Below are 22,894 nucleotides of genomic sequence, written 5' to 3'. Positions count from 1 at the left end.
CTCCTCATGGCTGGATGTCGGGATTCGCGTGGGCGACAAGGCCCACGTACAGGTCTTTTCCCTCCCTCGGCCCGGCGAATCCCTAGGCTGGGGGCAGGGACGGCGCACAGCGCCGCCACGTCTCCTGGCGATAACCTTTCACACCGGAGTCTTTCCCGCAGGAAATCTCCATGGCAGCATCGGCACATGCATCGTCGCCTATTTCCCCGGGCGCTCGCGGTGCTGGTGCTGGTCGCCACCGCGGCCACCGCCGGCGCCACCACCGCCACGGCCGAAGCGCCCACCCCCGCGCAGACCCGGTTGCACGCCACCATCGACGCGATCCTCGCCGACAGCCGGCTCGACGGGGCGCAGGCGGGCGTGGTCGTCGTCGACACCACGACCGGCCGCACGCTGTACGACCGCAACGGGACGCGACGGCTCATCCCGGCCTCGAACACCAAGCTGCTCACCTCGGCGGCGGCGATGGAACTCCTCGGGCCGGGCCACCGCTTCACCACCGACGTGAGCGCCGACGGGCCGCGCCACGCCGGAATGCTCTCCGGCGACCTCTACCTGCGCGGCGGCGGCGACCCGACCATCCTCGCCGCCGACTACGACCGGCTCGCCGAGCAGGTCGCCGCGGCCGGCGTACGGATCGTCGCGGGCAACCTGGTCGCCGACGACACCCGGTACGACAGCGACCGGCTCGGCCCGGACTGGACCTGGGACGACGAGCCCTACTACTACGCCGCCCAGGTGTCCGCGCTCACCGTGGCCCCGGACACCGACTACGACGCCGGCACGTTGATCGTCAACGCCGCGCCGGGAACACGGGCGGGTGCCCGCCCGAAGATCACCATGACTCCGGACAACGGCTGGCTGCGCATCGAGAACCGGGCCGAGACCGTCGCCGACGGCGAGACCACCATCTCGTTCGAGCGCGAGCACGGCGGCAACACCGTGGTGGTGACCGGCCAGATCGCACTCGGCGCGGCCACCGAGCGCGACTGGGTGACGGTCTGGGAGCCGACCGGGTACGCGGCCGACGTGTTCCGGTCCGCGCTGCGCCGCCACGGCGTACGGGTGCTCGGGCGGACCGTGCTCGGCACCGCCACCCCGGACACCGCGAAGCCGCTCGCCCGGCACGACTCGATGCCGCTGGCCGACCTCATGGTGCCGTTCCTCAAGCTCTCCAACAACGGCCATGCCGAAGTGCTCACCAAGGAGCTGGGCCGGGTGCTCTCCGGCTCCGGCACCTGGGCCGCCGGGCTCTCCGCGATCAGCGGGTACGTGGGCGACGCCGGGGTGGACACCGGCACGCTGCGCCAGCGCGACGGCTCCGGACTGTCCCGGCGCAACCTCGTCCCGCCCACCCAGTTCGTCACGCTGCTCTCGGAGGTCCGCGCCGAACCCTGGTTCGCCACCTGGTACGCCGCGCTGCCGGTGGCCGGCAACGCGAACCGGCTCGTCGGCGGGACGCTGCGCAGCCGGATGGGCGGGACCGCCGCCGCGAACAACGTGCACGCCAAGACCGGCAGCCTGACCGGCGCGTCAGCGCTCTCCGGTTACGTCACGAACGCCGACGGCCGGCTGCTGGCGTTCTCGATCGTGCTGAACAACTACCTGACCTCGTCCGTGAAGGGTCTGGAGGACCAGATCGCGATCGCCCTGGCCGGGTACACCGAGAGCGAGACGGCCGCCGCCCGGCGGACCGTGCCGGCCGCGCCGGAGTCGCCGCGCGTACCGGAGGGACGGGAGTGCTCCTGGGTCAAGCCGGCACTCTGCTGACCGGGACCGTACCGCCCCGGTGCTAGGCGCCGGGGCGGTGCGGCTGCGGGCCGGCGGCGGGGTCACCCCGCTCGACGAGCGCGTCGATCTCGGCCGGCGGGAGCCCGCGCAGGGTGAGCACGCGGCGGCCCCAGCGGTGCAGCCGGCACGGGTGCGGGCTGGCGTCGTTGCGGCAGATGGTCCCGCCCGACCAGGCCCGCGGCGCGTGCACCACCACCGCCCGCACCGCGAACTGGACGTCCTCGACCGTCACGTACGGCGGCATCGGGATCTCGCGCAGGACGTCACCGTCGGCGCGAGGGCAGGCGGGGGCGACGGGAGCAGGGCCGGTCATCGGTCGTGCCTCCACAGAGGATGGTCGGACGGGAACAACGGAAACCTACGACGCCCGGCCGGTCACGCGACGGACAAACTGTCCCCGCTCAGCGCAGCGCGACCGCCTGGAGGCTGACGTTGCCGCAGTCCCCGAGGGGCTCCTCCACCGTCCAGTTCATCAGCAGCTTCGCGCCGCGCGGCCCGCGGAACTTGATCGTGAACTCGGTGGTGAGCGCGGTGTGCGGATCCTCCATCCGCAGCGTGGTGGTCGGGCCGCCGCTGGAGACCCGCACGTCGAGGCGGCCACGGGCCATCCAGAGCCCGGCGTACAGACGCACCGTGCGCTGCTGCCCGTCGGCGGCCACCGCCAGGTTGAACCCGCTGCCCCGGTGACAGGTGTAGACGCCGGACATGGTGCCGCTCGCCGACGCGACCGGGTTTCCGTCGCGCCAGGCGTACGCCTCGGGGTTGTTGCTGAAGCTCTGCCGCCGCCCCCGGCCGCCCTCGTCGCGGATCTCGCCGGAGCCGCCCCGCTTGCGGACCGTCCGGTCGGCGCCGGTGAGCCCCCAATGGACCCAGTCGGTGGCGCCCACGGCGGTGAGGTCGACGGTGGCGGGCACCTCGGCGCGGCTGACCGCGACCGTCGGCGGCACCGTGGGCGGTGTGGGACTGGGTGGGGGTGTGGACGGTGTCGGACTCGGCGACGGCGGCCGCTGCCGGGGCCGCAACCCCGGATTGACCACTGTGTCGTCGGCTTCGTTCGGCAGCCCGACCCGGCCGGGCGGCGCGGCCGGCAGCCGGGCGTGCTCCGCGCGTGGCGCGTCGTGCCGCTCGACTCCGAGGTAGAACGCCAGCGCCGCGAGGCAGAGCAACGCCGCGAGCCCTTCCAGCATCAGCCGTCGTCGGCGGCGCAGCCGCCGCAGCGCGGACCGGGTACGCGGAAGGCCGTGGCGGTGCGAGCCGTGGCCGGCACCCGAACGGTCCTCCTGGCCCACCACACCCTCCGCTCCGGTCACGACGCCGGGAACGACCGGAGCGCGACGGGCTTCACGGTGTCACCGGGCGGCTCTTTGCGCCATATGTCAGCCGACGGGCGTTTCCAGTTCGTTATCAAACGCCGGGAGCCGGGCGGCTCAGCTTACCGTGATCGCCTGCAACGCCACCCCGTCGTTGTGCCCGCCGGTCACCGTCAGGGCGCGCCAGGTGATCAGCAACCGTTCCTCCCGGGGCGCCCGGAAGCGGATGACGTACTGGTAGAAGCGGTCCCCGGCGGCGAGGGCGACCTCCTGGACGGCCGGATCGCCGCCGCCGGAGAGCGACACGTCGAGCCGCGCACCGGCCGAGAACGTGCCGACGAACAGCCGGACGGTACGCAGATCCCCGCTCCCGGTCACGGCGAGCGTGAAGCTCTTGCCGGCGCCCCGCTGGAATACACCCGCCCGGGTGCCCTCCTCCCGGGCCGTCGGCACGCCGTCCATCCACTGAAGATCCGTCACCCCGGCGTTGTGCTCCAACCGCTCGCCGCCCGGGTCCTGGATCTCGCCGGTGCCGCGCAGCTTGCGCTGGACGCTGTCCGCCCCGGTGCCACCCCAGTGCCGCCAGTCCCGCTTGCCGAGCACGGTGAGCGACAGCGACTCGGGCAGCGGCTCCAGCTTCAGGTCGAGCAGCGGCTCGCCGGGCGACACCGGGTCGCCGGGAACCGGCGCGACCGGCGCCTGATCGCTCGGCGCCGCCACGGGCGCGGTCTCCCGGGTCAACGGGGGCGGCGCGGGTGACCGGACCGCGTATGTCAACGCCGCCACCAGCCCGGTCACGGCCACCGCCGCCAGCACGGCGCGGCGGCGCCGGCGCCGCGCCCGGGCCGCAGCGACCCGGGTGGCCGGGGCATCCGCCGGTGGCCGGGCCGGGCCGGGAGTCCGGCTCAGCCGGTTCTTCGCCGTCCGGGCCACGGCGCGCAGCCGGACGCCGAACTTGCCGGCCAGGTCGCCGAGCTTGCCGGCCAGGTCGCCGAGGCCGCGGGCCAGGTCGGCGAGGCGCGCCGGGAGGCTCTCCCGGGCGGAGTGGCGGCCCGGTCTCGCTTCCACCTCGGCCTCTTGCGGCGGACCAGGTTCGGAGGAATCGTGCGCGGCGCCCGATCGGACCGGCGGCGGAGCGGACAGGTGCAGTCCGATCGGAGCCGGCCCGACCAGCGGAACCCGGCCGCCGGGCGGGTTCGGACGCGGCTCGGGGCCGACCGGCGCAGCCACCCCGGAAACGAGCGGAGTCGGCGCAGGTGGACCGGGTGCGGTCGGGTCGACCGGGAACGGGCCGGCGGCCGGAAGGTCGGGAGCGGGTGGGCCGGCGGTGCGCGGAGGCGGCCAGACAGCGGTACCGGGCGGATCCAGGTCCGCCGGAGGCTCCGGATCGTCCTGGTCGGACGGTGAGTGGTCGCCGTCCGGCGGGGGTTTGGCTGGAACCGTGTCCCAAGGTAGGCGGCGTGGACCGACGGGGCGCTCCGGCGCGGCGGCCGCGTCGTCCGGCGTGGGCAGCCAGCCCCCGACCCGGATCCCGGCACGCGCGATGTCGTCCTCAGCCACCGACCCTCCCTCGGCCACCGGCGGCGAGCGGCCCGGCCCCGTGGCTCGCCGTAGGGAGAATGACACAGAACGCGATCTTGGAGAAGGCATCCACTACCGCAATTCCCACGCCTCCCGGACTCCGAGCACCCCACCGGAAGAGATCTTGGAAGCTTTGCGCCCCCATAGGGGCCATTCCGTACCAAGATCTCCCACGACCCGGACGCGCGGACCGCGCCCACCCTCGGCGGCCCCGTCGATCATGAGGTTGGCGGCGACAAATCGGGCGTCGAATGCCGCCAACTTCATGATCAACGCGGATTGGCGGGCGCGGGGCGCGCGAGGCGGCGGGGCGGGGGCGGCGGTCAGTGGCGGGTGCGGCGGTGCAGGCCTCGGGTCGGGTGCCAGCTCTCGATCAGGAGGTGGTCGGGCGGGTCGCCCACCCGGGTGAGCACCACTTCGGTCAGTTCGATCCGGAAGCTGTGCGAGCCGTCCTCGGCGGGCGGCTCCTCGTGCGCCCGCCCGGCGATCTTCGCGTCCCCGTCCCAGGTGGACGGGTCGTCGGGCGGGGCGTCCTCGGTGGGGCTGTGCAGCGCCACCCGGGGGTCGCGGCGCAGGTCGAGCGCCTTGACCGCGCCGGCCATACTGCCCAGCCGCAGCTGCCCGTCGTCGCCGAAGTCGAACTCGGTGCCGCTGATCCGCGGCGAGCCGTCCCGCCGCAGCGTCGCCATCGTGCCGTGCTTGCGGACCGCGAACCGGGCGCGTACCCGCGCCGCGAAGTCGGGCTCGGCCGCCACGAGATCGGACCACCATGTCATGCCTCCGAGTGTGTCCCGGAAACCTGACAACCCGCGGCGCCTTTCCCCGGCGGCTCAGCCCACCTGGAAACCGAGCGCCTGGACCAGCACCATCGCCTGTTCCGGGTCGATGCGCGCGCCGGAGCGCTCGACCGACGTCGGGTCGAGCGCGGACAGGTCGCTGCCACGCAGGTCGGCCCGGATCAGCTTGACGGCGTGCAGCTGCGCGCCGGAGAGGTCCGTGCCGGTCAGCGTCGCGCCGGTCAGGTCGGCGCCGCTCAGGTCGACCTCCCGCATCCGTACGTCGGTGATCCGCGCCCCGCACAGGTCGGCGCCGGCCAGCGTGACGAAGGACCAGTCGCCCCGGTCGATCCGCAACGGCCGCAGGTCGCAGCGGTCGAACGTGCTGCCGACCAGCTTGCAGCCGGTGAACTCGGCCTCGAAGAGGTTGCACTTGCTGAACGAGCACCTGGTGAACGCCGAGTCGGTGTGCCGGGAGGCGTTGAAGGCTACGTTGCCGAACACGCAGTCGGTGAAGACCGCGCCCCGGCTGACCGCCTCGGTCAGGTCGACGTGGAAGAACTCGCACCGCACGAAGTGCCGGTCGGCCAACTCCTCGGCGTACCAGTCCTCCTGGCGGTAGGTGACGTCCTCGACCGGCTCCGGCATGCCACCGACCCTAGTGACACTTCCCGGCCGCGGTACCGGCGGGTAGGTTCGCGGTCGTGAGTGTCACCGTGAGCACCGACCCCGGCCGTGTCGGCTTCGATCCCGCCCGGCTGGCGCGGATCGACGAGCACTTCGCCCGGTACGTCGACGACGGCCGGCTCGCCGGCTGGCAGATCGTCGTCACCCGCCGGGGCGAGATCGCCCACTCCTCGACGTACGGGCTGCGCGACCGGGAGGCCGGCACGCCGGTCGAGGCGGACACGCTCTGGCGCATCTACTCGATGACCAAGCCGATCACCTCGGTCGCGGCGATGATGCTCTGGGAGGAGGGCCGGTTCGAGCTGAACGACCCGGTCAGCCGCTGGCTGCCGGAGTTCGCCGACGTACGCGTCTACGACCGGGGCTCGGTGCTCAAGCCGTACACGGTGCCGGCGGTCGAGCCGATCCGGATCTGGCACCTGCTCACCCACACCGCCGGCCTCACGTACGGCTTCGCCCAGGTGTCGGTGGTCGACGGCCTGTACCGGGCGGCGGGCTTCGACCTCGGTGTGCCGCCGGGCGCGGACCTGGCGGCGGCGTCGGCCGGGCTGGCCCGGCTGCCGCTGCTGTTCCAGCCCGGCACGAGCTGGAACTACGGCGTCTCCACCGACGTGCTGGGCCGCCTGGTCGAGGTGATCTCCGGGCAGTCGCTCGACGCGTTCTTCGCCGAGCGGATCCTGGGCCCGCTGGGGATGACCGACACCCGCTGGTGGGTGGACGCGGCGGACGCCAAGCGCCTGGCCGCGCTCTACGCCCCGCACCCGGCCACCGGCCAGGCGGTACGCGCCGACGGGGTGGGCCGGGCCGCGCTGGCGGAGCCGACGTGGCACTCCGGCGGCGGCGGGCTGGTCTCCACGGCGGCCGACTACCACCGCTTCACCCAGTTCCTGCTGCGCGGCGGCGAGCTGGACGGGGTGCGCCTGCTCGGGCCCCGCACGGTGCGCTTCATGACCCGCAACCACCTGCCCGGCAACCGGGATCTGGCCTCGTTCTCGCCGGAGGGCTTCGCCGAGACGATCCTCGACGGGATCGGCTTCGGGCTGGGCTTCGCCGTCGTGCTCGACCCGGTGCCGTCGCGCGTGCCCAGCAGCGTCGGCGAGTTCTACTGGGGCGGCCTGGCCAGCACCGCGTTCTGGGTGGACCCGGTGGAGGAGGTCACCGCGCTGCTGTTCACCCAGTTGATGCCGTCCAGCACGTACCCGCTGCGCAGCCAGTTGCGCCAGCTCGTCTACTCGTCGCTCGTCGACTGAGCCGGTTCGGCGGAACTCCCGCCGCCGACCGGTGGGCTGCCTAGCCTGTGAGGCATGAGCGACATCGTCGTGTTCGGCGCCGGCGGGACGGCGGGCTCCCGGATCGCCGCCGAGGCGGTCGAGCGGGGGCACCGGGTGACAGCGGCGGTGCGGCGTCCGGAGGCGGTCAGCTACCTACCGCCAGGCGTACGCACGGTGACCGGCGACGCCACGTCGGCGCGGAGCGTACGCGAACTGGCGCAGGACGCGGACGTGCTGGTGGTGGCCATCGGCGGCGGTGAGCGGGAGTTGTGGCGCGACGCCGCGCGAACGCTCGTCGACACGCTGCGTGAGCTGCCGGACCCGCCTCGGGTAATCCACGTCGGCGGCGGCTCGACGCTGCTCACCCCGAAGGGCACCCGCTACCTGGACGAGCCGGACTTCCCGGAGGAGTACCGGGACTCGGCGCACGGCCAGGCCGACGCGCTGGAGTTCTACCGCTCCAGCGCCGACGGGGTGACCTGGACGTACGTCTCCCCGCCGCCGCTGGAGTTCCACCCGGGCGAGCGGACCGGGCACTACCGCACCGGCACCGACCAGCCGGTGACCGACGCGCAGGGCCGGTCGGTGCTCACCTACGAGGACCTGGCGGTGGCGATCGTCGACGAGATCGAGAATCCCCGGTTCGGCAACGCCCGCTTCACCGTCGCGTACTGATCCGGCGCGTACTGATTCAGTCGGCCAGCCGGGCCGGGAAGCCGCCGGTGGCGATCGGACCCCAGGACTCGATCGTGACGCGGATCAGCGACTTGCCCTGCGCGACCATGGCCGACCGGTACTCGTCCCAGTCCGGGTGCTCGCCGGAGATGCTGCGGAAGTACTCGACCAGCGGTTCCAGCGCCTCGGGCAGGTCGAGCACCTCGGCCACGCCGTCGACCTGCACCCAGGGGCCGTTCCAGTCGTCGGAGAGCACGCACGCGGAGACGCGCGGGTCGCGGCGGATGTTGGCGACCTTGGCGCGCTCGGGATAGGTGGAGATCACCAGCCGGCCCTCGGCGTCGACACCGCAGGCCACCGGGGAGGACTGCGGGCGACCGTCGGAGCGGGTGGTCATGAGCACGACGTGGTGGCGAGGGCGGAGGAACTCGATCAGGGCGTCCCGGTCGACCCGGGTGTTCTTCGCGATGCTGCGTGCCATGCCTCGGTTCTACCAGGCCGGTCGATCGTTCTCAGCGCGGACGGCCGCCGGCCCGCTGGGCGGTGACCTGCTCCGGCACGCGCGGTCGGGCCGAGGGCCGCCAGGCACGGCCGTTGGCGTAGATCACCCGGAAACCGAGGTACGCGGCGAGCGGCGCCCAGTGCGCCGAGCGCATCCGCAACTCGGCGGCGTTGTGCCGCTGCCCGTTGGCGAGCACGTCGAGCAGCACCGTCTCGAACGCGGCCGACTCGACCCAGTCCACCTCGCGGGTGAAGCCGCAGACCAGAGCCGCGCCGGTGACGTCGAGGAACTCGCGCAGCGTGGCGTCGGAGGCGCGCAGCACCGAGCAGCTGCCGAAGTAGAGGCGGCGGCCCTCGCAGCGGCCGGCCATCCGCTCGGCCACGTCCGACAGCTCGACCGAGTCCCAGTCGGTGAGGCAGAGCCGGCTCGGCTCGCCGTGCATGGCGAAGAAGCCCACCCGGTGGTCGGCGTACTGCTTGAGCAGCCACCTGTCGACGAAGTAGAACAGCTCGTCTCGGGTGGCCGCGTCCTTGTGGATGTAGCGGATGCGGCCGAGCCGCTCCAGCAGGTCGAGCGTGGGCAGGACGGACCCGCGTTCGTTGAGGTCGCGGTGCCACTGCCCCTCGACGCAGAACACGCCGCCACGCGCCAACGCCCACCTCCCCGCCCGTCGAGGTCGCCGCCCGGTCCGGGAGCAGACGTTACCGCTCACCTCCGACGGGCGACACCCGGCAGCGCATTCGCAAACAGGCACTATTCCCAGCCAATATCCAGCAACCATCTGAAGTGAGAACAATTTCGGCTAATCACCACGAAGAATCCTCGTACCTGTCACGGTGAGAGGGACGGGACGTACCGGTCGATGTGCCCGTCCCAAGCCCAGTTCGCTCTGACATCGGGAGGACTCTGTGCGCGTCAACACCCTGAAGCGGGCGGCGGTCGCGTTCGCGCTGGCCCTGCCCGGGGCCGCCGTGGCGACAGTCGTCGCCGCACCACCGGCGCATGCCGACGGCTGCTACACCTGGAACCGGACACTGTCGCAGGGGAGCTCCGGCGACGACGTCCGGCAGCTCCAGATCCGGGTGGCCGGCTGGGCCGCGTACGGCGGCATCGTCCGGGTCGACGGCGTGTACGGCCCGGAGACGGCCGCCGCGGTCAAGCGCTTCCAGACCGCTTACGGGCTGCGTGCCGACGGCGTGGCCGGGCCGCAGACGTTCACCAGGATCTACGACCTGCAGAAGGACAGCGACTGCACGCCGAAGCACTTCAGCTACACCGAGCTGGACAACGGCTGCGGCAAGGGCGGGTGGGCCGGCGGCCCGCTCTCCGCGTCGGCCACCCGGGAGAACGCGCTGCGCACCATGTGGAAGCTGGAGGCGCTGCGGCGCAGCCTCGGCGACAAGCCGCTCTACGTGACCAGCGGGTTCCGCAGCATCGCCTGCAACCGGCAGGTCGGCGGTGCCGCGGACAGCCAGCACCTCTACGGCAACGCGGCCGACCTGATCGCCAAGCACCGCAGCCTCTGCGACATCGCCCGCTCGGCCCGCAGCCGGGGCTTCAGCGGCATCTACGGCCCCGGCTACCCGGACCACGACGACCACACGCACGTCGACTCGCGGCGGGAGAACAACCGGGATAAGTCGTCGAACACGAAGGGCTGGTCCGCACCGGACTGCGGAGTCAAGTGATGCGGTGACGGCGGCCCGGTCCGGGGGTGGGGGCTCCCCGGCCGGGCCGCCGTCGGCATGCTCCGGCACGCACGACGCCACTCCGCGACGGGGCGTCCACGCGACCGGAACCGGGCGCCGGGCGTCAGCTCGCCCGGGGCCAGCGGGGCCGGGCGGCGGGAGCCGACCGCCCGGCGACGGGCCGCGGACCTGGCCGCACCGGCGGCGCTGCGACCCGCGGAACCGGACCGCGCGCCGCCTGGGCCGCGGCGGCGGGGCGGGCGGGCTGACCCGGCACCGCCCGGGCCGGCTGTCCGGGCACAGGGCGGCCGGCCTGACCCGGCACGCCGGGCCGCGCGGCCTGACCGGGTACGCCGGGCCGTGCCACCTGACCGGCCGGGCGGGCGACCTGCCCGGGAGCCGGACGGGCGCCGGACGGTCCGGTCAGCACGAACGGGAAGGGCACGTGCACGAACGGGTTGCCGTGCCGGATCAGCGCGTCGATCTGGCGGTCGTTGAGACCGTGTGTCTCCAGCACGCGCCGGCCCCAGCGATGCAACCGGCAGGGGAACGACGAACCGTCGTTGCGGCACTTCGGCCCCGCGGGCCACTCCTCGGCGGCGTGCACCACCACCGCCCGGACCGCGAGGCGGACGTCCTCAGGGGTCAACGGCGCCGGTACCGGCACCTCGCCCAGGATCTGGTCGATGGGATCCGTCGACTGCTCACCAACTCGCACGGCAGGCCTCCCGCAGCTCGGCAGCGGTGCGGCAGAACGGCCGCACCACATCCTCGACCACTGGTACGGCCGGATGACGGCAGCAGTTCAATCCCGCCATGCGGCGAGCAGTTCGGCCGGCCCGAGCGCGGTGACACCGCTCCCGCCTTGTCGGTCGGCAGGAGACGCATGCGTCAGAGCCGACACTCTCATTCTTGGAACTATCACGAATGAGAGTGTCTGTGCGTCAGACCAGGCCGGCGTCCTGGACCAGCAGGGCCACCTGCACGCGGTTGTTCAGGTCGAGCTTCGTGAGCAGCCGCGACACGTACGCCTTCACAGTCGCCACGCTCATGAACAGCTCGGCGGAGATCTCCGCGTTGGTCCGGCCCCGGCCGAGCAGCACCGCGACCTCCCGTTCCCGTTCGGAGAGCCCGTCGAGCAGCAGTACCGCCCGCTCGCGCTTCGGGTCCGGGCCGGGCGCCGGCGCGGCGCCGGTGACGTGCGCGATGAGCTTGCGGGTCACCGCCGGGGACAGCGTCGCCTCCCCCGCCGCGACCCGGCGTACCGCCGCCACGATCTCGGCCGGCGGGGTGTCCTTGAGCAGGAATCCACTCGCCCCGGCGCGCAGCGCCCGGAGCACCTGCTCGTCGGCGTCGAAGGTGGTGAGCACCAGCACCTCGGGCGGGTCGACGGTGGCACGCAGCGCCTCGGTGGCAGCCAGCCCGTCGACCCGGGGCATGCGGATGTCCATCAGCACCACGTCCGGGGCGTGCGCGGCGACGGCCTCGGGCACCTCGGCGCCGTCGGTGGCCTCGCCGACCACCGCGAGGTCGGGTACGCCGCCGAGGATCATCGACAGCGCGCCGCGGACCAGCGGGTCGTCGTCGACGATCAGCACCCGCACCGGGGCGCTCACTGCGCCGCCCAGGGCAGCCAGGCGGTCAGCCGGAACGTGCCGTCGGCGTCCCGCCCGTGTTCCAGGCGGCCACCGGCGAGCGTGACCCGTTCCGCGATCCCGACCAGGCCGGTGCCGGTGCCCGGGATCGCGGTGGCCGGGCTGCCCACCGGCCACGGGTTGCTGATCTCCACCACCAGCCCGTCTCCCGGGCCACCGGCCAGCCGGACCGTCACCACCGCGCCGGGCGCGTGCTTGCGGGCGTTGGTCAGCCCTTCCTGCACGATCCGGTACGCGCTGCGCCCGATCGCCGCGGGCACCGCCTCCGCCTCGGTCACCTCGTCGATCACCCCGACCCGTACCCCGGCATCGCGGCTCTCGGCCACGAGGGCGGGCACGTCGGCCAGGGTGGGCTGCGGCCGTTCCGGCGTGGCCTCGGAGCCGACCTCGGCCCGCAGCACGCCGATCACCTCGCGCAGGTCCTGGAGCGCGGCGTGCGCGCTGGCCCGGATCACCCCGGCGGCCCGCGCCACCTCCTCCGGCGGCGCGTCCGGCCGGAACTCCAGCGCGCCCGCGTGCAGGCTGAGCAGGGAGATCCGGTGGGCGAGCACGTCGTGCATCTCGCGGGCGATCCGGCCGCGTTCGAGCTGCCGGGCCTGGTCGAGCCGGAGTTGCTGCTCGGCCTCGGCCCGCTCGGCCCGGTCCCGCAGGGACAGCACGAGCTGGCGGCGGGCCCGGACGAACAGCGCCCACGCCACCACCACGCAGATGAACAGCCCGGTCCACACGGCGGAGGCCCAGACCGGCAGCGTCGGGTCGGGCCGGACCGCGAGGTAGACCGGCAGGCTCAACAGTTGCCAGGCCACCAGCGCCAGGCCCACCGGCAGCGGCCGGTGGACCAGGACGGTGAACATGATGATCAGCAACGCGACACCGGAGGTGACCGAGAAGAACATGAGCGGCGCGGTGGCCAGCGCCAGCCCGACCGGCCAGCGCCGGCGCAGCCAGAGCGCCCCGCTGATCCACAGGCCGATGAGCAGGTCGACCTCCTCCAGCCAGTCCGGACCGGCGTTGAGCCCGAACTCCGGGCTGGCGCTGGTGACGTCGCCGTGGGCGATCAGCACCCAGAGCAGCGAGGCCACGAACAGCAGGCTGTCGACGAACCAGTCGCGCGGCGTCCGCCGGGCGGTCCGGGCGGGCGTCAGGGAGCCCGGCAGGAGCCAGGGATGATCGGGTACGGCGGCGCTGGTCACCCACCCATGCTAGGAAGCCGTCCGGACCGGCTACCAGCTACCAAAGTCGACGTCTGCGGTGAACCGAGGTCGACGGCAGCGCCGACCGCCGGCCGCAGCGCGTGACCGGATGGCCCCGGCAGGCTCGACGGCATGATCGAAGTCGACCACCTCACCAAGCGGTACGGCCCGCACACCGCCGTCGAGGACGTCACGTTCCGGTGCGAACCGGGCTCGGTGACCGGTTTCCTCGGGCCGAACGGCGCCGGGAAGTCCACCACGATGCGGATGATCTGCGGGCTGACGCCGCCCACCTCGGGCGGCGCCACCGTCGCCGGCCGCCCCTACCGCGACCTGCCCAACCCCGGGCGGGAGATCGGCGTACTGCTCGACGCGTCGGCGCAGCACGCCGGGCGCACCGGACGGGAGGCGCTCACGCTCGCCGCCCGCACCATGGGCGTGGACCGGGGCCGGGTGGCGGCGGCTCTCGACCGGGTCGGGCTGAACGACACCGCCGCCCGGCGCCGCGTCGGCGCGTACTCCCTGGGCATGCGGCAGCGGCTCGGCCTGGCGCTGGCGCTGCTGGGCGACCCCCGGGTCCTGATCCTGGACGAGCCGGCAAACGGCCTCGACCCGGAGGGGATCTTCTGGATGCGCGGCCTGCTGCGCGACTTCGCCGACCGGGGCGGCACGGTGCTGCTCTCCTCGCACCTGCTGCGCGAGGTGGAGGCGGTGGCCGACCGGCTGGTGGTGATCGGCGGCGGCCGGGTGGTCGCCCAGGGCGGCAAGGACGAGCTGCTCGCGGGCGCCGGCACGCTGGTACGCGCCCGCGACCCGCACGCCCTGCGCCTGACGCTGGACCGGGCCGCGCTGCCCGCGTCCGCCGGAACCGACGGCGGCTTCGTCGTCCGGGCCGAGCCGGGCGAGGTAGGGCAGGCCGCGGCCGACGCCGGACTGGTCCTCACCGAGCTGCGCCCGGCCGGCAGCGGCGGTCTGGAACAACTCTTCCTCACCCTCACCGCCGGCGCGTCGACCAAGGAGGCAGTCCGATGACCACCACAGCCGCTCCCACCGCCCCGGCCCGGCACGAAGCGGTCGCCGCGGGCCCCTCGCTCGCCCGGCTGACCGCCGTGGAGCTGCGCAAGCTCGCCGACACCCGGGCCGGGCGATGGCTGCTGATCGCGATCGGGCTGATCGCCGCCGTGATCGTGGTGGTGCAGTTGTTCGTCCTCGACGCGCCGGATCAGACGTTCACCGCCTTCTTCACCCCGTCGCTGCTGCCGGTCGGCCTGCTGCTGCCGGTGCTCGGCATCCTCTCCATCACCGGCGAGTGGTCGCAGCGCACCGCGCTCACCACGTTCGCGCTGGTGCCCCGCCGGGAGCGGGTGATCGTCGCCAAGCTCGCCGCTGTGGTGCTCGCCGCGCTCGCGTCGGTGCTGGTCAGCCTCGCGGTCGCCGCGGTCGGCACGCTCGCTGCCCGCGCCACCGGCGGGGCGGGGGCCTGGACGTTCGACTGGCAACTGCTGCCGCACGCGGCCGTGTTCCAGGTGGCGAGCGTGCTGATGGGCGCTGCCTTCGGGCTGCTGCTGCTGAACACGCCGCTGGCGATCGTCACCTATCTGCTGCTGCCAACGGTGTGGAGCCTGCTCGCCGCGATGATCTCCGCGCTGCGTGCGCCGGCCCGCTGGCTCGACACCTCGTACACGATGGAGCCGCTGCTCGGCGCCGAGATGACCGGCGGGCAGTGGGGCCGGCTCGGCGTCTCGCTGGCCGTCTGGGTGCTCCTGCCGCTGGCCGCCGGTCTGGTCCGCACGCTGCGCCGGGAGGTGTCGTGACCGTGGCAGCCCGAGGACTCGGTGAGGACGTCGTGGTCGACGGCGGGCCCGGCGAGCTGGTGCTGATGTGGGCGGGGTTCCCGCTGCTCGGGGCGGGACTGGGCGCCGGACTGACCGCGCTGTCCGGCTGGATCGCCGGGCTGCCCTGGTTCCCGTTCCAGGGCCTGTTCGAGCTGCTCGACGGGTGGCCGGACGAGCGGGCGTACCCGATCGGGGCCGGGGTGGGCCTGCTCGGCGGCCTGTTCGTGGCGCTGGTGGCGGTCCGCGAGCGGCTGACCGTCACGGTCGGGCACCGCACGGTACGGCTGCACCGCGACGGGCACGGCCGGGACGTGGCCCGCGCCGACGTGGCCGGTGTGTTCGTCGACGGTGCGGCGCTGGTGCTGCTGGACAGCGCCGGTGGCGAGCTGGCCCGGGAGAAGTCCGACCTGGACGCCGAGCGGCTGCGCGCGGCGTTCACCCGGCAGGGCTGGCCGTGGACCGGGCAGGACCCGCACCGGGACGCGTACCGGAGGTGGGTCGAAGGGCTGCCCGACCTGCCGCCGGGCGCGGACGCTCTGCTGCGCGCCCGGCAGCGGGCGCTCGACGGCGGCCACGACGCCGAGACCCGGGAGCTGCACGGGGAGCTGGCCCGGCTCGGCGTCGTGGTCCGCGACGAGCGGAAGCGGCAGTACTGGCGGCTGGTCCCGCGACAGCCGTCCCGGTAGCGGCGCCGCGACCGGGAGAGGGCCGGCCGGCCCGACGCTCAGGTGAGGATCACCACCACGGCCAGCCCGGCGAAGGCGGCGGACAGCGCCGCGCCGGTCCAGCGCCGCCAGGCCGGGCCCCCGGCGACGACAGGCAACGCGCGCCACCGGCGGACGGCCGGCACCACGGCCACCCCGGCCAGCGCGGTGCCGAGCGGCCAGAGCCAGCCCGGCACCACCGACCAGTCGCCGAACCGATGGGCGAGGCCGAGGGAGACCACCGCCCAGACGACGTCGGAGAGCACGGTGACCCGGTCCTTTCCGCGCCGGGCGGTGCTCCACAGGGACAGCCCGCCGAGGAAGGTGAGCGTCAGCGCGAGCGCGGCGCCGATCCAGCCGTCCAGGCCGGTCGACTCGCTTGCCGCCGCACCCCTGACGTCGAGCAGCCGCAGGCCGATCGGGTCCACGTCCCGGGTGGTGTTGCCGAGCACCACCACGCCCCGGTCGGCGGCGCGGTCGTAGCCGACGTACGCGCGGAAGCCACCGGTGCCGCCGTTGTGCCAGACGATCTCCCGGCCGTGGTGGCGGCTGGTGGACCAGCCGTAGCCGATCCGGCTGTCGTCCCCGGCGTCGAAGCGGGGCGTGGCGGCGTCGGCGCCGGGTGCCGTTCCGGCGAGCATCGCGGCGACGAGCCGGACCAGGTCCTCGGCGGTCGACCAGACGCCGACGCCGGCCGGGGCGTAGCCCGCGCCCAGCCACGGGTCGGCGGACCGGCCGGAGGCGGTGGCGCCCTCGGCCCGGTCGCCCGGCAGGTGACCTGGTTCGGTGGCGACCACCGTCGCGGCCATCCCGAGCGGCCGCAACACGTCCCGCCCGACCAGTTCCGGGTAGCCGACGCCGGCCCGCGCGGCCAGCGCCTGGCCGAGCAGCGCGGCGCCGAAGTTCGAATAGGAGACGGCGCCACGGTCGTCGTCCGGCTCGGCGCCCCGGGCGTCGGCGACGATCCGGTCCACGTCGTTGCCGGCGTACGCGTTCCCCGCGGTGGACGCCGCCCACCAGGTGCTGAGCATCGCGCCCGGTGAGTCGAGCGGCAGCCGGGGCAGCCCGGACCGGTGGCTGGCCAGTTCGGCGAGCGTGACCTCGCCGGCCGGGCCGGTCACGCCGGGCAGGACAGCGGTCAGCCGGTCGTCGGGACGGACCACCCCGGCCGCCGCCTGGTGGGCCAGGAGCATGCCGGTGAGCGGCTTGGCGATCGAGCCGATCTCGAACGGGGTGCCCGGCTCGACGGCGGGCCCGCCGGGAGCCCGGTCGCCGAGGCCGGCCACGCGCACCCGGCCACCGTCGACCACTGCCACCGCCAGGCCGCGCAGGCCCTCCGGGTCGCCGGCAGCGGCCCGGGCGGTCGCGGCCAGGTCGGCGTCGCCGGTCTGCCGCCGGCCCAGCTCCGGGGGCCTGGGCATCAGGCCGGCCGCCGCGGTCGCCGCGACGAGGCCGGCGACGACGGTGAGGACGGTCGGGGTACGCATGGTCCTGCCTTCCGGTTCGTCGATCAGCGGCGGGCGGCGGTGAGGATGGCCAGCAGCGGCACCACCCGCTCGGGCGGGATGTCGTAGCGCCCGCGCGCGCTGCTGCGCAGCCAGCCGGCGGCGGCGAGTTGCCGCAGGTGGTGGTGGAGCTGGCCGGTGGTGCCGAGACCGTCGAGGTCGGCAAGTTCGGCGGTGCCGTGCCGGCCGCCGAGGATCTCCCGCAGCAGCCGCAGTCGCACCGGATGGGCCAGTGCGGTGAGCGTGCCGGCCTGCGCCGACCAGTCGTCGTCGAGCAGGTCGTCGACAGTGGCGCCGTACTGCCAGTCGTAGTTCCGGTCCCCGGTGCGGACCGTGCCGGTGTAGAGCACCGCGCCGGCGCCGTCGGCGGGCAGGCGCCGCTTCAGGCCGCCGAGCGCCCAGAAGACGTCCTCCGGTGTGACCTCGGTCTCCGGGTGGGCCCCGGCCCGGTCGCCGACCAGCCGGGCCACCTGTGCCTCCAGGGCCGCGAGCCGCTCCTCCACGCTTGCCATGCCGTCAAAGTACGGAAGTACGCACTTACGTGCAAGTTGACAGAGTGTGGCGACCGCCGAACTGCTGGCGCGTTCCCGGTATCAGAACGAACCGTTCGGGCATGTTCTCCGTACACAGGTGTGATACGTGACGTCTACCTCGGAGGCATGGTGTCCGCAGTTCGAACTGATCCATTCGCGGGGGCGATACTCCAGGTCGGCGTACTCGCGGCCCTGGCCGGCACTGTCGGCCTGAGCGCGTACGGCTGGCTGGCCGGTCTGCTCTTCGGGGTGGTGACGGTCGCGGCGCTCGGATACGGGCTGCGCCGCTCGGGCGCGGACCGGCTCGGGCCGGCCGACTGGGTGACGCTCACCCGGGCGACGCTCACCGGCGGGGTGGCCGCGTTGACAGTCGACTCGTTCCGCGGGCCGATCGCGGTGCCGGTGCTGGTCGTGCTGGCCGCCGTGGCGCTCTCACTGGACTGGGTCGACGGGCAGGTGGCCCGGCGTACCGGCACCACCAGCGCGCTCGGCGCCCGGTTCGACATGGAGGTCGACTCCTTCCTTGTCCTGGTCCTCTGCGGGTACGTCGCCGACCAGGTCGGCACCGGAGTGCTGGTGATCGGCGCGATGCGGTACGTCTTCGTCGCCGCCGGCTGGGTGCTGCCGTGGATGCGCGGCTCGCTGCCGCCGCGCTACTGGCGCAAGGTGGTCGCCGCCACCCAGGGCATCGCGCTGACTGTGGTGGCGGCGGGCGTCCTGCCCCGGCCGCTGGCCCTCGCTGTGGTGTTCGGCGCGCTCGCGCTGCTGGTCGAGTCGTTCGGACGCGACGTCGGCTGGCTGTGGCGGCACCGGGTACGGCCGGCGCCGCGGGTGCTGCCGGCCGCGCCGGTCTCCCCCGCACCGGCGGGCCACGGGTCCGAGTGGACGTCGGGCACGCGGATCGTGCGCCAGCCCGCCGAGGTCGGCGGGCGGCGCCGGTGACCGACGTGTCCCGGCCGGCCGACGGCGCCGACGCCCCGGCCGGCACCGCGCCCACGGGCGACAGCACACCGGACAGCGCCTCCGTCTCGGCCGAGAGCGGCGACAGCAGCCCGAACGGCGCCGCAACCGGCAGCGGGACCGGCGACCCGGGTGACGGCGCCACCGGCGCATGGAACGCCCGGCGGCTGCTCGGCGCGACGGTCACCGCGCTGGCCGGCGTGCTCGTGCTGGTCGCCCTGGTCGCGCCGAGCGAGGTCAACCGGCTCACCTTCGGCGCGCTGCTCCGCATCCCGGTGGAAGGGCTGCTCGCCGTCGCCCTGCTGCTGGTCCTGCCGGCACGCCCGCGCCGGGTGGTGGCCACGCTGCTCGGCGCGCTGCTCGGCCTGATCCTGGTGCTCAAGGTCACCGATCTCGGGTTCTCCATGGTGCTCGACCGGCGCTTCGACCTGATCGCCGACTGGACGTTCCTCGGCGCGGGCGCGGAGTTCCTGTCCGAGTCGTACGGCGGGGCCGCCGAGGTGGGCGCGATCGCCCTGGCCGTGGTCGCGGCCCTCGCCGTACCGGTGCTGGTGACGCTGTCGGCGCGGCGGCTGGCCCGCGCCGCGGCCGCCCACCGCCGGGTGACCGCGCGCGCCGTCACCGCGCTCGCCGCCGCCTGGGTGGTCTGCGCAGTGCTCGGCGCGCAGATCGTGCCCGGCGTCCCGGTCGCCGCGGACACTGTGGCCGCCGACGTCTTCGACCGCGCCCGGCAGGTGCGGGCGGGCCTGAACGACAAGGAGACCCTGAGCACGCAGCTCGCCGGTGACCCGTTCCGGGACGTGCCGGGTGAGCAGATGCTCACCGCGCTGCGCGGCAAGGATGTCCTGTTCACGTTCGTGGAGAGCTACGGCCGGGTCGCGCTGGAGGATCCGGACCTCGCCCCGGAGGTGGACGCCGTCCTCGACGAGGGGACCCGGCAGTTGCGCGCGGCCGGCTACTGCAGCCGCAGCGCGTTCCTCACCTCGTCCACCACCGGCGGTGGAAGCTGGCTCGCGCACGCCACGCTGATGAGCGGCATCCGGACCGACAACCAGTTGCGCTACACCAACCTGGTACGCAGCGACCACATGACCCTCAACGGCGCGTTCAAGCGCGCCGGCTGGCGGACCTCGCTCGTCATGCCGGCGCTCAACCGGGCCTGGCCGGAAGCGGCCTTCTTCGAGCCCGACACGCTGTACGGCGCAAAGGAACTCGGCTATCGAGGACCGCTGTTCAGCTTCTCCTCGCCACCGGACCAGTACACGCTGTCGGCGTTCCAGCGCCGCGAGCGCGGCCCCGGGCGCACCCCCGTGATGGCCGAGATCCCGCTGCTCTCCAGTCACCTGCCGTGGACGCCGGTGCCGCCCCTTGTCGACTGGGACGACATCGGCGACGGCTCGGTGTACAAGGGGACTGCGCGCGCCGACCGCTCGGCGGAGGGCACGCGGGAGGCGTACCGGCAGGCCGTCGTGTACTCGCTGCGCACGCTCATCTCCTACGTGCAGCGGTACGGTGACGAGAACCTGGTGCTGGTGTTCCTCGGCGACCACCAGCCCGCCCGCGCGATCACCGGTGACGGCGCGGGCAAGGACGTGCCGATCACGGTCGTCGCGAAGGACCCGGCAGTGCTCGACCGCATCGCCGGATGGGGCTGGCAGGACGGGCTCAACCCCGACCCGCAGGCCCCGGTCTGGCCGATGGAGTCGTTCCGGGACCGGTTCCTGCGGGCGTTCGGACCGCAGTCCACCACTCACAGTTAGGGATGTCGTGACGATGCTCGCGCGGGCCTGGGGGATCACCCGCTCCCTGGCCGTCTACCACGGTCAGCCGGCCAAGCACCGGCGTGCCCGGCAGCTCTACGGGCAGTTCCTCTCCCCCGGCGACCTCGCCTTCGACATCGGCGCCCACGTCGGCGGCCGGGTCCGCACCTGGCGGCGGCTGGGCGCGCGCGTGGTCGCGGTGGAGCCGCAGCCCGACTGCCTGCGGGTGCTGCGCCTGGGCTTCGGGCGGGACGCCGACGTGGTGATCGAGCCGACGGCGGTCGGGGCGCGGTCCGGGAGCGCGCGCCTGGAGCTGTCGTCGGCGACGCCGACGGTGTCCACCATGTCGTCGTCCTGGATCGAGTCGGTCACCGCCGACCCGAGCTTCGCCGGGGTCCGCTGGGACCGGTCGATCGAGGTGCCGGTGGTGACGCTCGACGACCTGGTCGCGCGGCACGGCGTACCGGCGTTCTGCAAGGTCGACGTCGAGGGCTTCGAGGTCGACGTGCTGTCCGGGCTCACCCATCCGGTGCGCGGGCTGTCCTTCGAGTACCTGCCACCGGCGCACGACGCCGCGCTGGAGGCGCTGGAACTGGTGGAACGGCTGGGCGCGTACCGCTACAACTACTCGCCGGTGGAGACCATGCGGTTCGCGAGCGAGAGCTGGCTGGACGCGGCCGGGCTGGTGCGCCTGCTGGAGACGTACCGCCCGGCCGGTCGCTCCGGCGACGTCTACGCCCGGCTGTCGGTCTCCTGACGTAGGGTCGGCCCCGAGCACGAGTCGAGGAGGGCCGATGGCCAGGTACGCCGCCCTGCTGCGGGCCGTCAACGTCGGGGTCAACAAGCTGGCCATGGCCGACCTGCGCCGCGTGGTCACCGACCTCGGACACACCGACGTCACGACGTACCTGCAGAGCGGCAACGTGGTCTTCACCAGCCCACCGGCCCGGGCGGAGACGCTTGCCGAGGGCATCGCGAACCGGCTCGCCGACGAACTCGGCCTGCGGGTGCCGGTGCTGGTCCGCGACGGGGACGAGCTGGCCGCGGTGGCCGCCGCCAGCCCGTACGCGGGCCGGCAGGACGACCACACGCGGGTGCTCGTGGTGTTCCTGTCGGCCGCGCCGGCCGCCGCGCGGGTCCGCGAGCTGGCCGTGCCGCCGGGCGAGACGATGGAGTACGAGGTGATCGGCCGGGAGGCGCACCTGCACTTCCCGGCCGGCGGCTACGGGCGGACGAAGTTCACCGCCGCGTACCTGGAGAAGAAGCTGGGTGTGGTGGCGACCGCCCGCAACTGGCGGTCGGTGCTGGCCCTGCGCGACCTCACCGCCGCCTGAGCGACGCCGTCAGAACCGGTACGCCGTGTGGTACTCGGGCACCAGCACACGGCTGCGCGGCGAGACCCGGCGTACCTCTGCGACGAGGGCGTCCAGACGTTCCCGGTCGTTGTCGGCGACAGTCGGCGGGTTGGTGAGCGGCGTCTCGAAGTTGTCCCAGTGCACCGGCACCACGACCTTCGGACGGTCCAGCGCGGCCATCAGCCGGGGCACGTAGTCGGCGGTCGCCGTGGTGGCGGCGGAGGCGACCATCGCGACGTCCGGGGCCAGTCCGCTCAGCTTGCGCTCGTCGAAGTCGCTGGCGCCCATGAAGAACACGGACGGTCCGCCGTCGATCCGGATCTGGTACGCCAGCGTGTCGCCCTCGGGCAGGTCGGCGATCGTCTCCGGGCGGGGCGGCGGGCTGACCCGTACCCCCGGGAAGGCCATCGACCAGGTGGGATTCCGGCTGTGCAGCGAGCCGACCACCTCCACCGTGTACCCGTCGAAGTCGAGCACCTCGCCGCCCTTGACCGGGGCCAGTTGCCCGGTCGGCAGCCCGTACGCCAGGCCGAGGTGGTACGCGGTGAGCGTGCCGAAGACCCGGGCACCGGTCCGGACGGCGATGTGCGGCACGTCGTTGAAGTGGTCCCAGTGGGTGTGGGTGACGAAGATGTTCTCCGCCCGGTCGGCGAGCCGGTCGACCACGTCGGCGGCCACTGTCAGCCGGGTGTCGGGGTTGAACGGCTTCCGGAACAGCCCGGTGTCGTACCGGCTCAGGTACGGGTCGACGAGCACCGTCCGGTCCCCCATGTCGATCCGCCAGCCGGAGGTCCCCCACCAGCGGAAGCTCACTGCGCCGCGGCGGCGCGTGCCGCCGGCGGTGCGGCTCGGCGCGGCAACTGGGTTCGGCCCGGCGGCTCGGGCCGGGGCACCGGCGACGAGTCCGGCGGTGGTGACGACGGCGGCGCCGACTGCGGTGTCGCGTAGCAGTCGACGGCGGGCGTAGCCGGACGGCTGGTTCTCGGGCATGTGTCGTCCTCCCCGTTCGGGATCGGTGATCGGTAGGACCAGACCACCACCCCGCCGGCGCCGATGTCCAAGATCGACGAGCGCAACAGCCGATATCCGGACCGATATCACCGCAGGTCAGGC

Annotated in this window: 24 protein-coding genes; 11 read left to right on the top strand and 13 right to left on the bottom strand. The window is 73.9% G+C overall.

Translation table 11 applies throughout. The features are described from left to right. Window positions 1-186 precede the first annotated feature (186 nt). A complete protein-coding gene (dacB, locus tag AMK25_RS24765) occupies window positions 187-1,770 on the top strand; it encodes a D-alanyl-D-alanine carboxypeptidase/D-alanyl-D-alanine endopeptidase (protein WP_073830787.1) in 1,584 nt (527 codons plus the stop codon). A gap of 22 nt (window positions 1,771-1,792) precedes the next feature. On the opposite strand, the gene AMK25_RS24760 is transcribed toward dacB, so the two are convergent. The 5 genes from AMK25_RS24760 to AMK25_RS24740 form a co-directional block, all read right to left on the bottom strand. Continuing rightward, window positions 1,793-2,104: a hypothetical protein gene (locus tag AMK25_RS24760; RefSeq protein ID WP_073830786.1), complete on the bottom strand. Its 312-nt coding sequence runs from the start codon at window positions 2,102-2,104 to the stop codon at window positions 1,793-1,795. An 88-nt stretch (window positions 2,105-2,192) separates the two neighbouring features. Then, window positions 2,193-3,101, bottom strand: a complete 909-nt coding sequence (locus AMK25_RS24755) for a hypothetical protein (protein WP_241826476.1) — start codon at window positions 3,099-3,101, stop codon at window positions 2,193-2,195. Window positions 3,102-3,218: 117 nt separating this feature from the next. Beyond that, a complete protein-coding gene (locus AMK25_RS24750) occupies window positions 3,219-4,169 on the bottom strand; it encodes a hypothetical protein (protein ID WP_241826475.1) in 951 nt (316 codons plus the stop codon). 836 nt (window positions 4,170-5,005) lie between these two features. After that, window positions 5,006-5,458, bottom strand: a complete 453-nt coding sequence (locus AMK25_RS24745; protein ID WP_073830784.1) for a pyridoxamine 5'-phosphate oxidase family protein — start codon at window positions 5,456-5,458, stop codon at window positions 5,006-5,008. A gap of 54 nt (window positions 5,459-5,512) precedes the next feature. Further along, on the bottom strand, window positions 5,513-6,106 hold the full coding sequence (locus AMK25_RS24740) for a pentapeptide repeat-containing protein (protein WP_073830783.1): 594 nt from the start codon (window positions 6,104-6,106) through the stop codon (window positions 5,513-5,515). A 56-nt stretch (window positions 6,107-6,162) separates the two neighbouring features. Between AMK25_RS24740 and AMK25_RS24735 the strand changes: the two genes are divergently transcribed. Both AMK25_RS24735 and AMK25_RS24730 read left to right on the top strand, forming a co-directional pair. Next, the gene (locus AMK25_RS24735; protein ID WP_073830782.1) at window positions 6,163-7,395 is read left to right on the top strand and encodes a serine hydrolase domain-containing protein; all 1,233 of its coding nucleotides are present in this window, start codon (window positions 6,163-6,165) and stop codon (window positions 7,393-7,395) included. 54 nt (window positions 7,396-7,449) lie between these two features. Next, window positions 7,450-8,091, top strand: coding sequence for an NAD(P)-dependent oxidoreductase (locus AMK25_RS24730; RefSeq protein ID WP_073830781.1), 642 nt, complete (start codon window positions 7,450-7,452; stop codon window positions 8,089-8,091). A gap of 16 nt (window positions 8,092-8,107) precedes the next feature. Here the strand turns inward: AMK25_RS24730 and AMK25_RS24725 are convergent, their stop codons facing one another. Both AMK25_RS24725 and AMK25_RS24720 read right to left on the bottom strand, forming a co-directional pair. Continuing rightward, on the bottom strand, window positions 8,108-8,572 hold the full coding sequence (locus AMK25_RS24725; RefSeq protein ID WP_030272926.1) for a PPOX class F420-dependent oxidoreductase: 465 nt from the start codon (window positions 8,570-8,572) through the stop codon (window positions 8,108-8,110). 31 nt (window positions 8,573-8,603) lie between these two features. Then, window positions 8,604-9,245 (bottom strand): DUF6642 family protein, encoded by a 642-nt coding sequence (locus AMK25_RS24720; protein ID WP_073830780.1) that lies wholly within the window; start codon window positions 9,243-9,245, stop codon window positions 8,604-8,606. A gap of 256 nt (window positions 9,246-9,501) precedes the next feature. Between AMK25_RS24720 and AMK25_RS24715 the strand changes: the two genes are divergently transcribed. Further along, on the top strand, window positions 9,502-10,281 hold the full coding sequence (locus AMK25_RS24715; protein WP_073830779.1) for a D-Ala-D-Ala carboxypeptidase family metallohydrolase: 780 nt from the start codon (window positions 9,502-9,504) through the stop codon (window positions 10,279-10,281). A gap of 124 nt (window positions 10,282-10,405) precedes the next feature. Here the strand turns inward: AMK25_RS24715 and AMK25_RS24710 are convergent, their stop codons facing one another. From AMK25_RS24710 to AMK25_RS24700, 3 genes are all read right to left on the bottom strand, one after another. Then, the gene (locus tag AMK25_RS24710; protein WP_073830778.1) at window positions 10,406-10,999 is read right to left on the bottom strand and encodes a hypothetical protein; all 594 of its coding nucleotides are present in this window, start codon (window positions 10,997-10,999) and stop codon (window positions 10,406-10,408) included. Window positions 11,000-11,225: 226 nt separating this feature from the next. Further along, window positions 11,226-11,918, bottom strand: a complete 693-nt coding sequence (locus tag AMK25_RS24705; protein WP_443189926.1) for a response regulator — start codon at window positions 11,916-11,918, stop codon at window positions 11,226-11,228. Beyond that, a complete protein-coding gene (locus AMK25_RS24700) occupies window positions 11,894-13,129 on the bottom strand; it encodes a sensor histidine kinase (RefSeq protein WP_073830776.1) in 1,236 nt (411 codons plus the stop codon). The genes AMK25_RS24705 and AMK25_RS24700 overlap by 25 nt, the downstream gene beginning before the upstream one ends. A gap of 132 nt (window positions 13,130-13,261) precedes the next feature. Between AMK25_RS24700 and AMK25_RS24695 the strand changes: the two genes are divergently transcribed. From AMK25_RS24695 to AMK25_RS24685, 3 genes are read left to right on the top strand one after another with little or no spacing between them, the layout of a single operon-like run. Next, window positions 13,262-14,161 carry an ABC transporter ATP-binding protein gene (locus AMK25_RS24695; RefSeq protein WP_073830775.1) on the top strand — a complete coding sequence of 300 codons (900 nt, stop codon included), beginning with the start codon at window positions 13,262-13,264 and terminating at the stop codon, window positions 14,159-14,161. Then, window positions 14,158-14,943: an ABC transporter permease gene (locus AMK25_RS24690; RefSeq protein WP_073830774.1), complete on the top strand. Its 786-nt coding sequence runs from the start codon at window positions 14,158-14,160 to the stop codon at window positions 14,941-14,943. Before AMK25_RS24695 ends, AMK25_RS24690 begins: the two co-directional genes overlap by 4 nt. Before the next feature lie 2 nt (window positions 14,944-14,945). Further along, window positions 14,946-15,650, top strand: coding sequence for a YqeB family protein (locus tag AMK25_RS24685; RefSeq protein ID WP_073830896.1), 705 nt, complete (start codon window positions 14,946-14,948; stop codon window positions 15,648-15,650). 38 nt (window positions 15,651-15,688) lie between these two features. Here AMK25_RS24685 and AMK25_RS24680 read toward each other — a convergent pair whose 3' ends face one another. Beyond that, the gene (locus tag AMK25_RS24680; RefSeq protein WP_073830773.1) at window positions 15,689-17,155 is read right to left on the bottom strand and encodes a serine hydrolase domain-containing protein; all 1,467 of its coding nucleotides are present in this window, start codon (window positions 17,153-17,155) and stop codon (window positions 15,689-15,691) included. A gap of 23 nt (window positions 17,156-17,178) precedes the next feature. Further along, entirely contained in the window at window positions 17,179-17,685 is a 507-nt protein-coding gene (locus AMK25_RS24675) for an ArsR/SmtB family transcription factor (RefSeq protein ID WP_073830772.1), read from the bottom strand. 147 nt (window positions 17,686-17,832) lie between these two features. Here AMK25_RS24675 and AMK25_RS24670 point away from each other — a divergent pair, with 147 nt between their 5' ends. From AMK25_RS24670 to AMK25_RS24655, 4 genes are read left to right on the top strand one after another with little or no spacing between them, the layout of a single operon-like run. Beyond that, complete coding sequence (locus AMK25_RS24670; protein ID WP_241826474.1) at window positions 17,833-18,648, top strand: CDP-alcohol phosphatidyltransferase family protein; 816 nt, start codon at window positions 17,833-17,835, stop codon at window positions 18,646-18,648. Further along, a complete protein-coding gene (locus tag AMK25_RS24665) occupies window positions 18,645-20,426 on the top strand; it encodes a sulfatase (RefSeq protein WP_073830771.1) in 1,782 nt (593 codons plus the stop codon). The genes AMK25_RS24670 and AMK25_RS24665 overlap by 4 nt, the downstream gene beginning before the upstream one ends. A gap of 13 nt (window positions 20,427-20,439) precedes the next feature. Continuing rightward, window positions 20,440-21,183 carry an FkbM family methyltransferase gene (locus tag AMK25_RS24660; RefSeq protein ID WP_073830770.1) on the top strand — a complete coding sequence of 248 codons (744 nt, stop codon included), beginning with the start codon at window positions 20,440-20,442 and terminating at the stop codon, window positions 21,181-21,183. Window positions 21,184-21,220: 37 nt separating this feature from the next. Then, on the top strand, window positions 21,221-21,760 hold the full coding sequence (locus tag AMK25_RS24655) for a DUF1697 domain-containing protein (protein ID WP_073830769.1): 540 nt from the start codon (window positions 21,221-21,223) through the stop codon (window positions 21,758-21,760). Between the two features lie 9 nt (window positions 21,761-21,769). On the opposite strand, the gene AMK25_RS24650 is transcribed toward AMK25_RS24655, so the two are convergent. Further along, on the bottom strand, window positions 21,770-22,771 hold the full coding sequence (locus AMK25_RS24650; RefSeq protein ID WP_073830768.1) for an MBL fold metallo-hydrolase: 1,002 nt from the start codon (window positions 22,769-22,771) through the stop codon (window positions 21,770-21,772). Window positions 22,772-22,894 lie beyond the last annotated feature (123 nt).

The organism is Micromonospora sp. TSRI0369 (assembly GCF_001905625.1).
GTDB classification, from domain to species: domain Bacteria; phylum Actinomycetota; class Actinomycetes; order Mycobacteriales; family Micromonosporaceae; genus Micromonospora; species Micromonospora echinospora_A.
This window is presented reverse-complemented; position numbering and strand designations above follow the sequence as displayed.

What these genes read in the sequence shown, in the direction of transcription:
- AMK25_RS24745 (WP_073830784.1), bottom strand. Translation starts at nt 5,458, where the DNA reads ATGACATGGTGGTCCGATCTCGTGGCGGCCGAGCCCGACTTCGCGGCG.
- AMK25_RS24680 (WP_073830773.1), bottom strand. Translation starts at nt 17,155, where the DNA reads ATGCGTACCCCGACCGTCCTCACCGTCGTCGCCGGCCTCGTCGCGGCG.
- AMK25_RS24730 (WP_073830781.1), top strand. Translation starts at nt 7,450, where the DNA reads ATGAGCGACATCGTCGTGTTCGGCGCCGGCGGGACGGCGGGCTCCCGG.
- AMK25_RS24760 (WP_073830786.1), bottom strand. Translation starts at nt 2,104, where the DNA reads ATGACCGGCCCTGCTCCCGTCGCCCCCGCCTGCCCTCGCGCCGACGGT.
- AMK25_RS24690 (WP_073830774.1), top strand. Translation starts at nt 14,158, where the DNA reads ATGACCACCACAGCCGCTCCCACCGCCCCGGCCCGGCACGAAGCGGTC.
- AMK25_RS24660 (WP_073830770.1), top strand. Translation starts at nt 20,440, where the DNA reads ATGCTCGCGCGGGCCTGGGGGATCACCCGCTCCCTGGCCGTCTACCAC.
- AMK25_RS24675 (WP_073830772.1), bottom strand. Translation starts at nt 17,685, where the DNA reads ATGGCAAGCGTGGAGGAGCGGCTCGCGGCCCTGGAGGCACAGGTGGCC.
- AMK25_RS24725 (WP_030272926.1), bottom strand. Translation starts at nt 8,572, where the DNA reads ATGGCACGCAGCATCGCGAAGAACACCCGGGTCGACCGGGACGCCCTG.
- AMK25_RS24650 (WP_073830768.1), bottom strand. Translation starts at nt 22,771, where the DNA reads ATGCCCGAGAACCAGCCGTCCGGCTACGCCCGCCGTCGACTGCTACGC.
- dacB (WP_073830787.1), top strand. Translation starts at nt 187, where the DNA reads ATGCATCGTCGCCTATTTCCCCGGGCGCTCGCGGTGCTGGTGCTGGTC.
- AMK25_RS24740 (WP_073830783.1), bottom strand. Translation starts at nt 6,106, where the DNA reads ATGCCGGAGCCGGTCGAGGACGTCACCTACCGCCAGGAGGACTGGTAC.
- AMK25_RS24695 (WP_073830775.1), top strand. Translation starts at nt 13,262, where the DNA reads ATGATCGAAGTCGACCACCTCACCAAGCGGTACGGCCCGCACACCGCC.
- AMK25_RS24670 (WP_241826474.1), top strand. Translation starts at nt 17,833, where the DNA reads ATGGTGTCCGCAGTTCGAACTGATCCATTCGCGGGGGCGATACTCCAG.
- AMK25_RS24655 (WP_073830769.1), top strand. Translation starts at nt 21,221, where the DNA reads ATGGCCAGGTACGCCGCCCTGCTGCGGGCCGTCAACGTCGGGGTCAAC.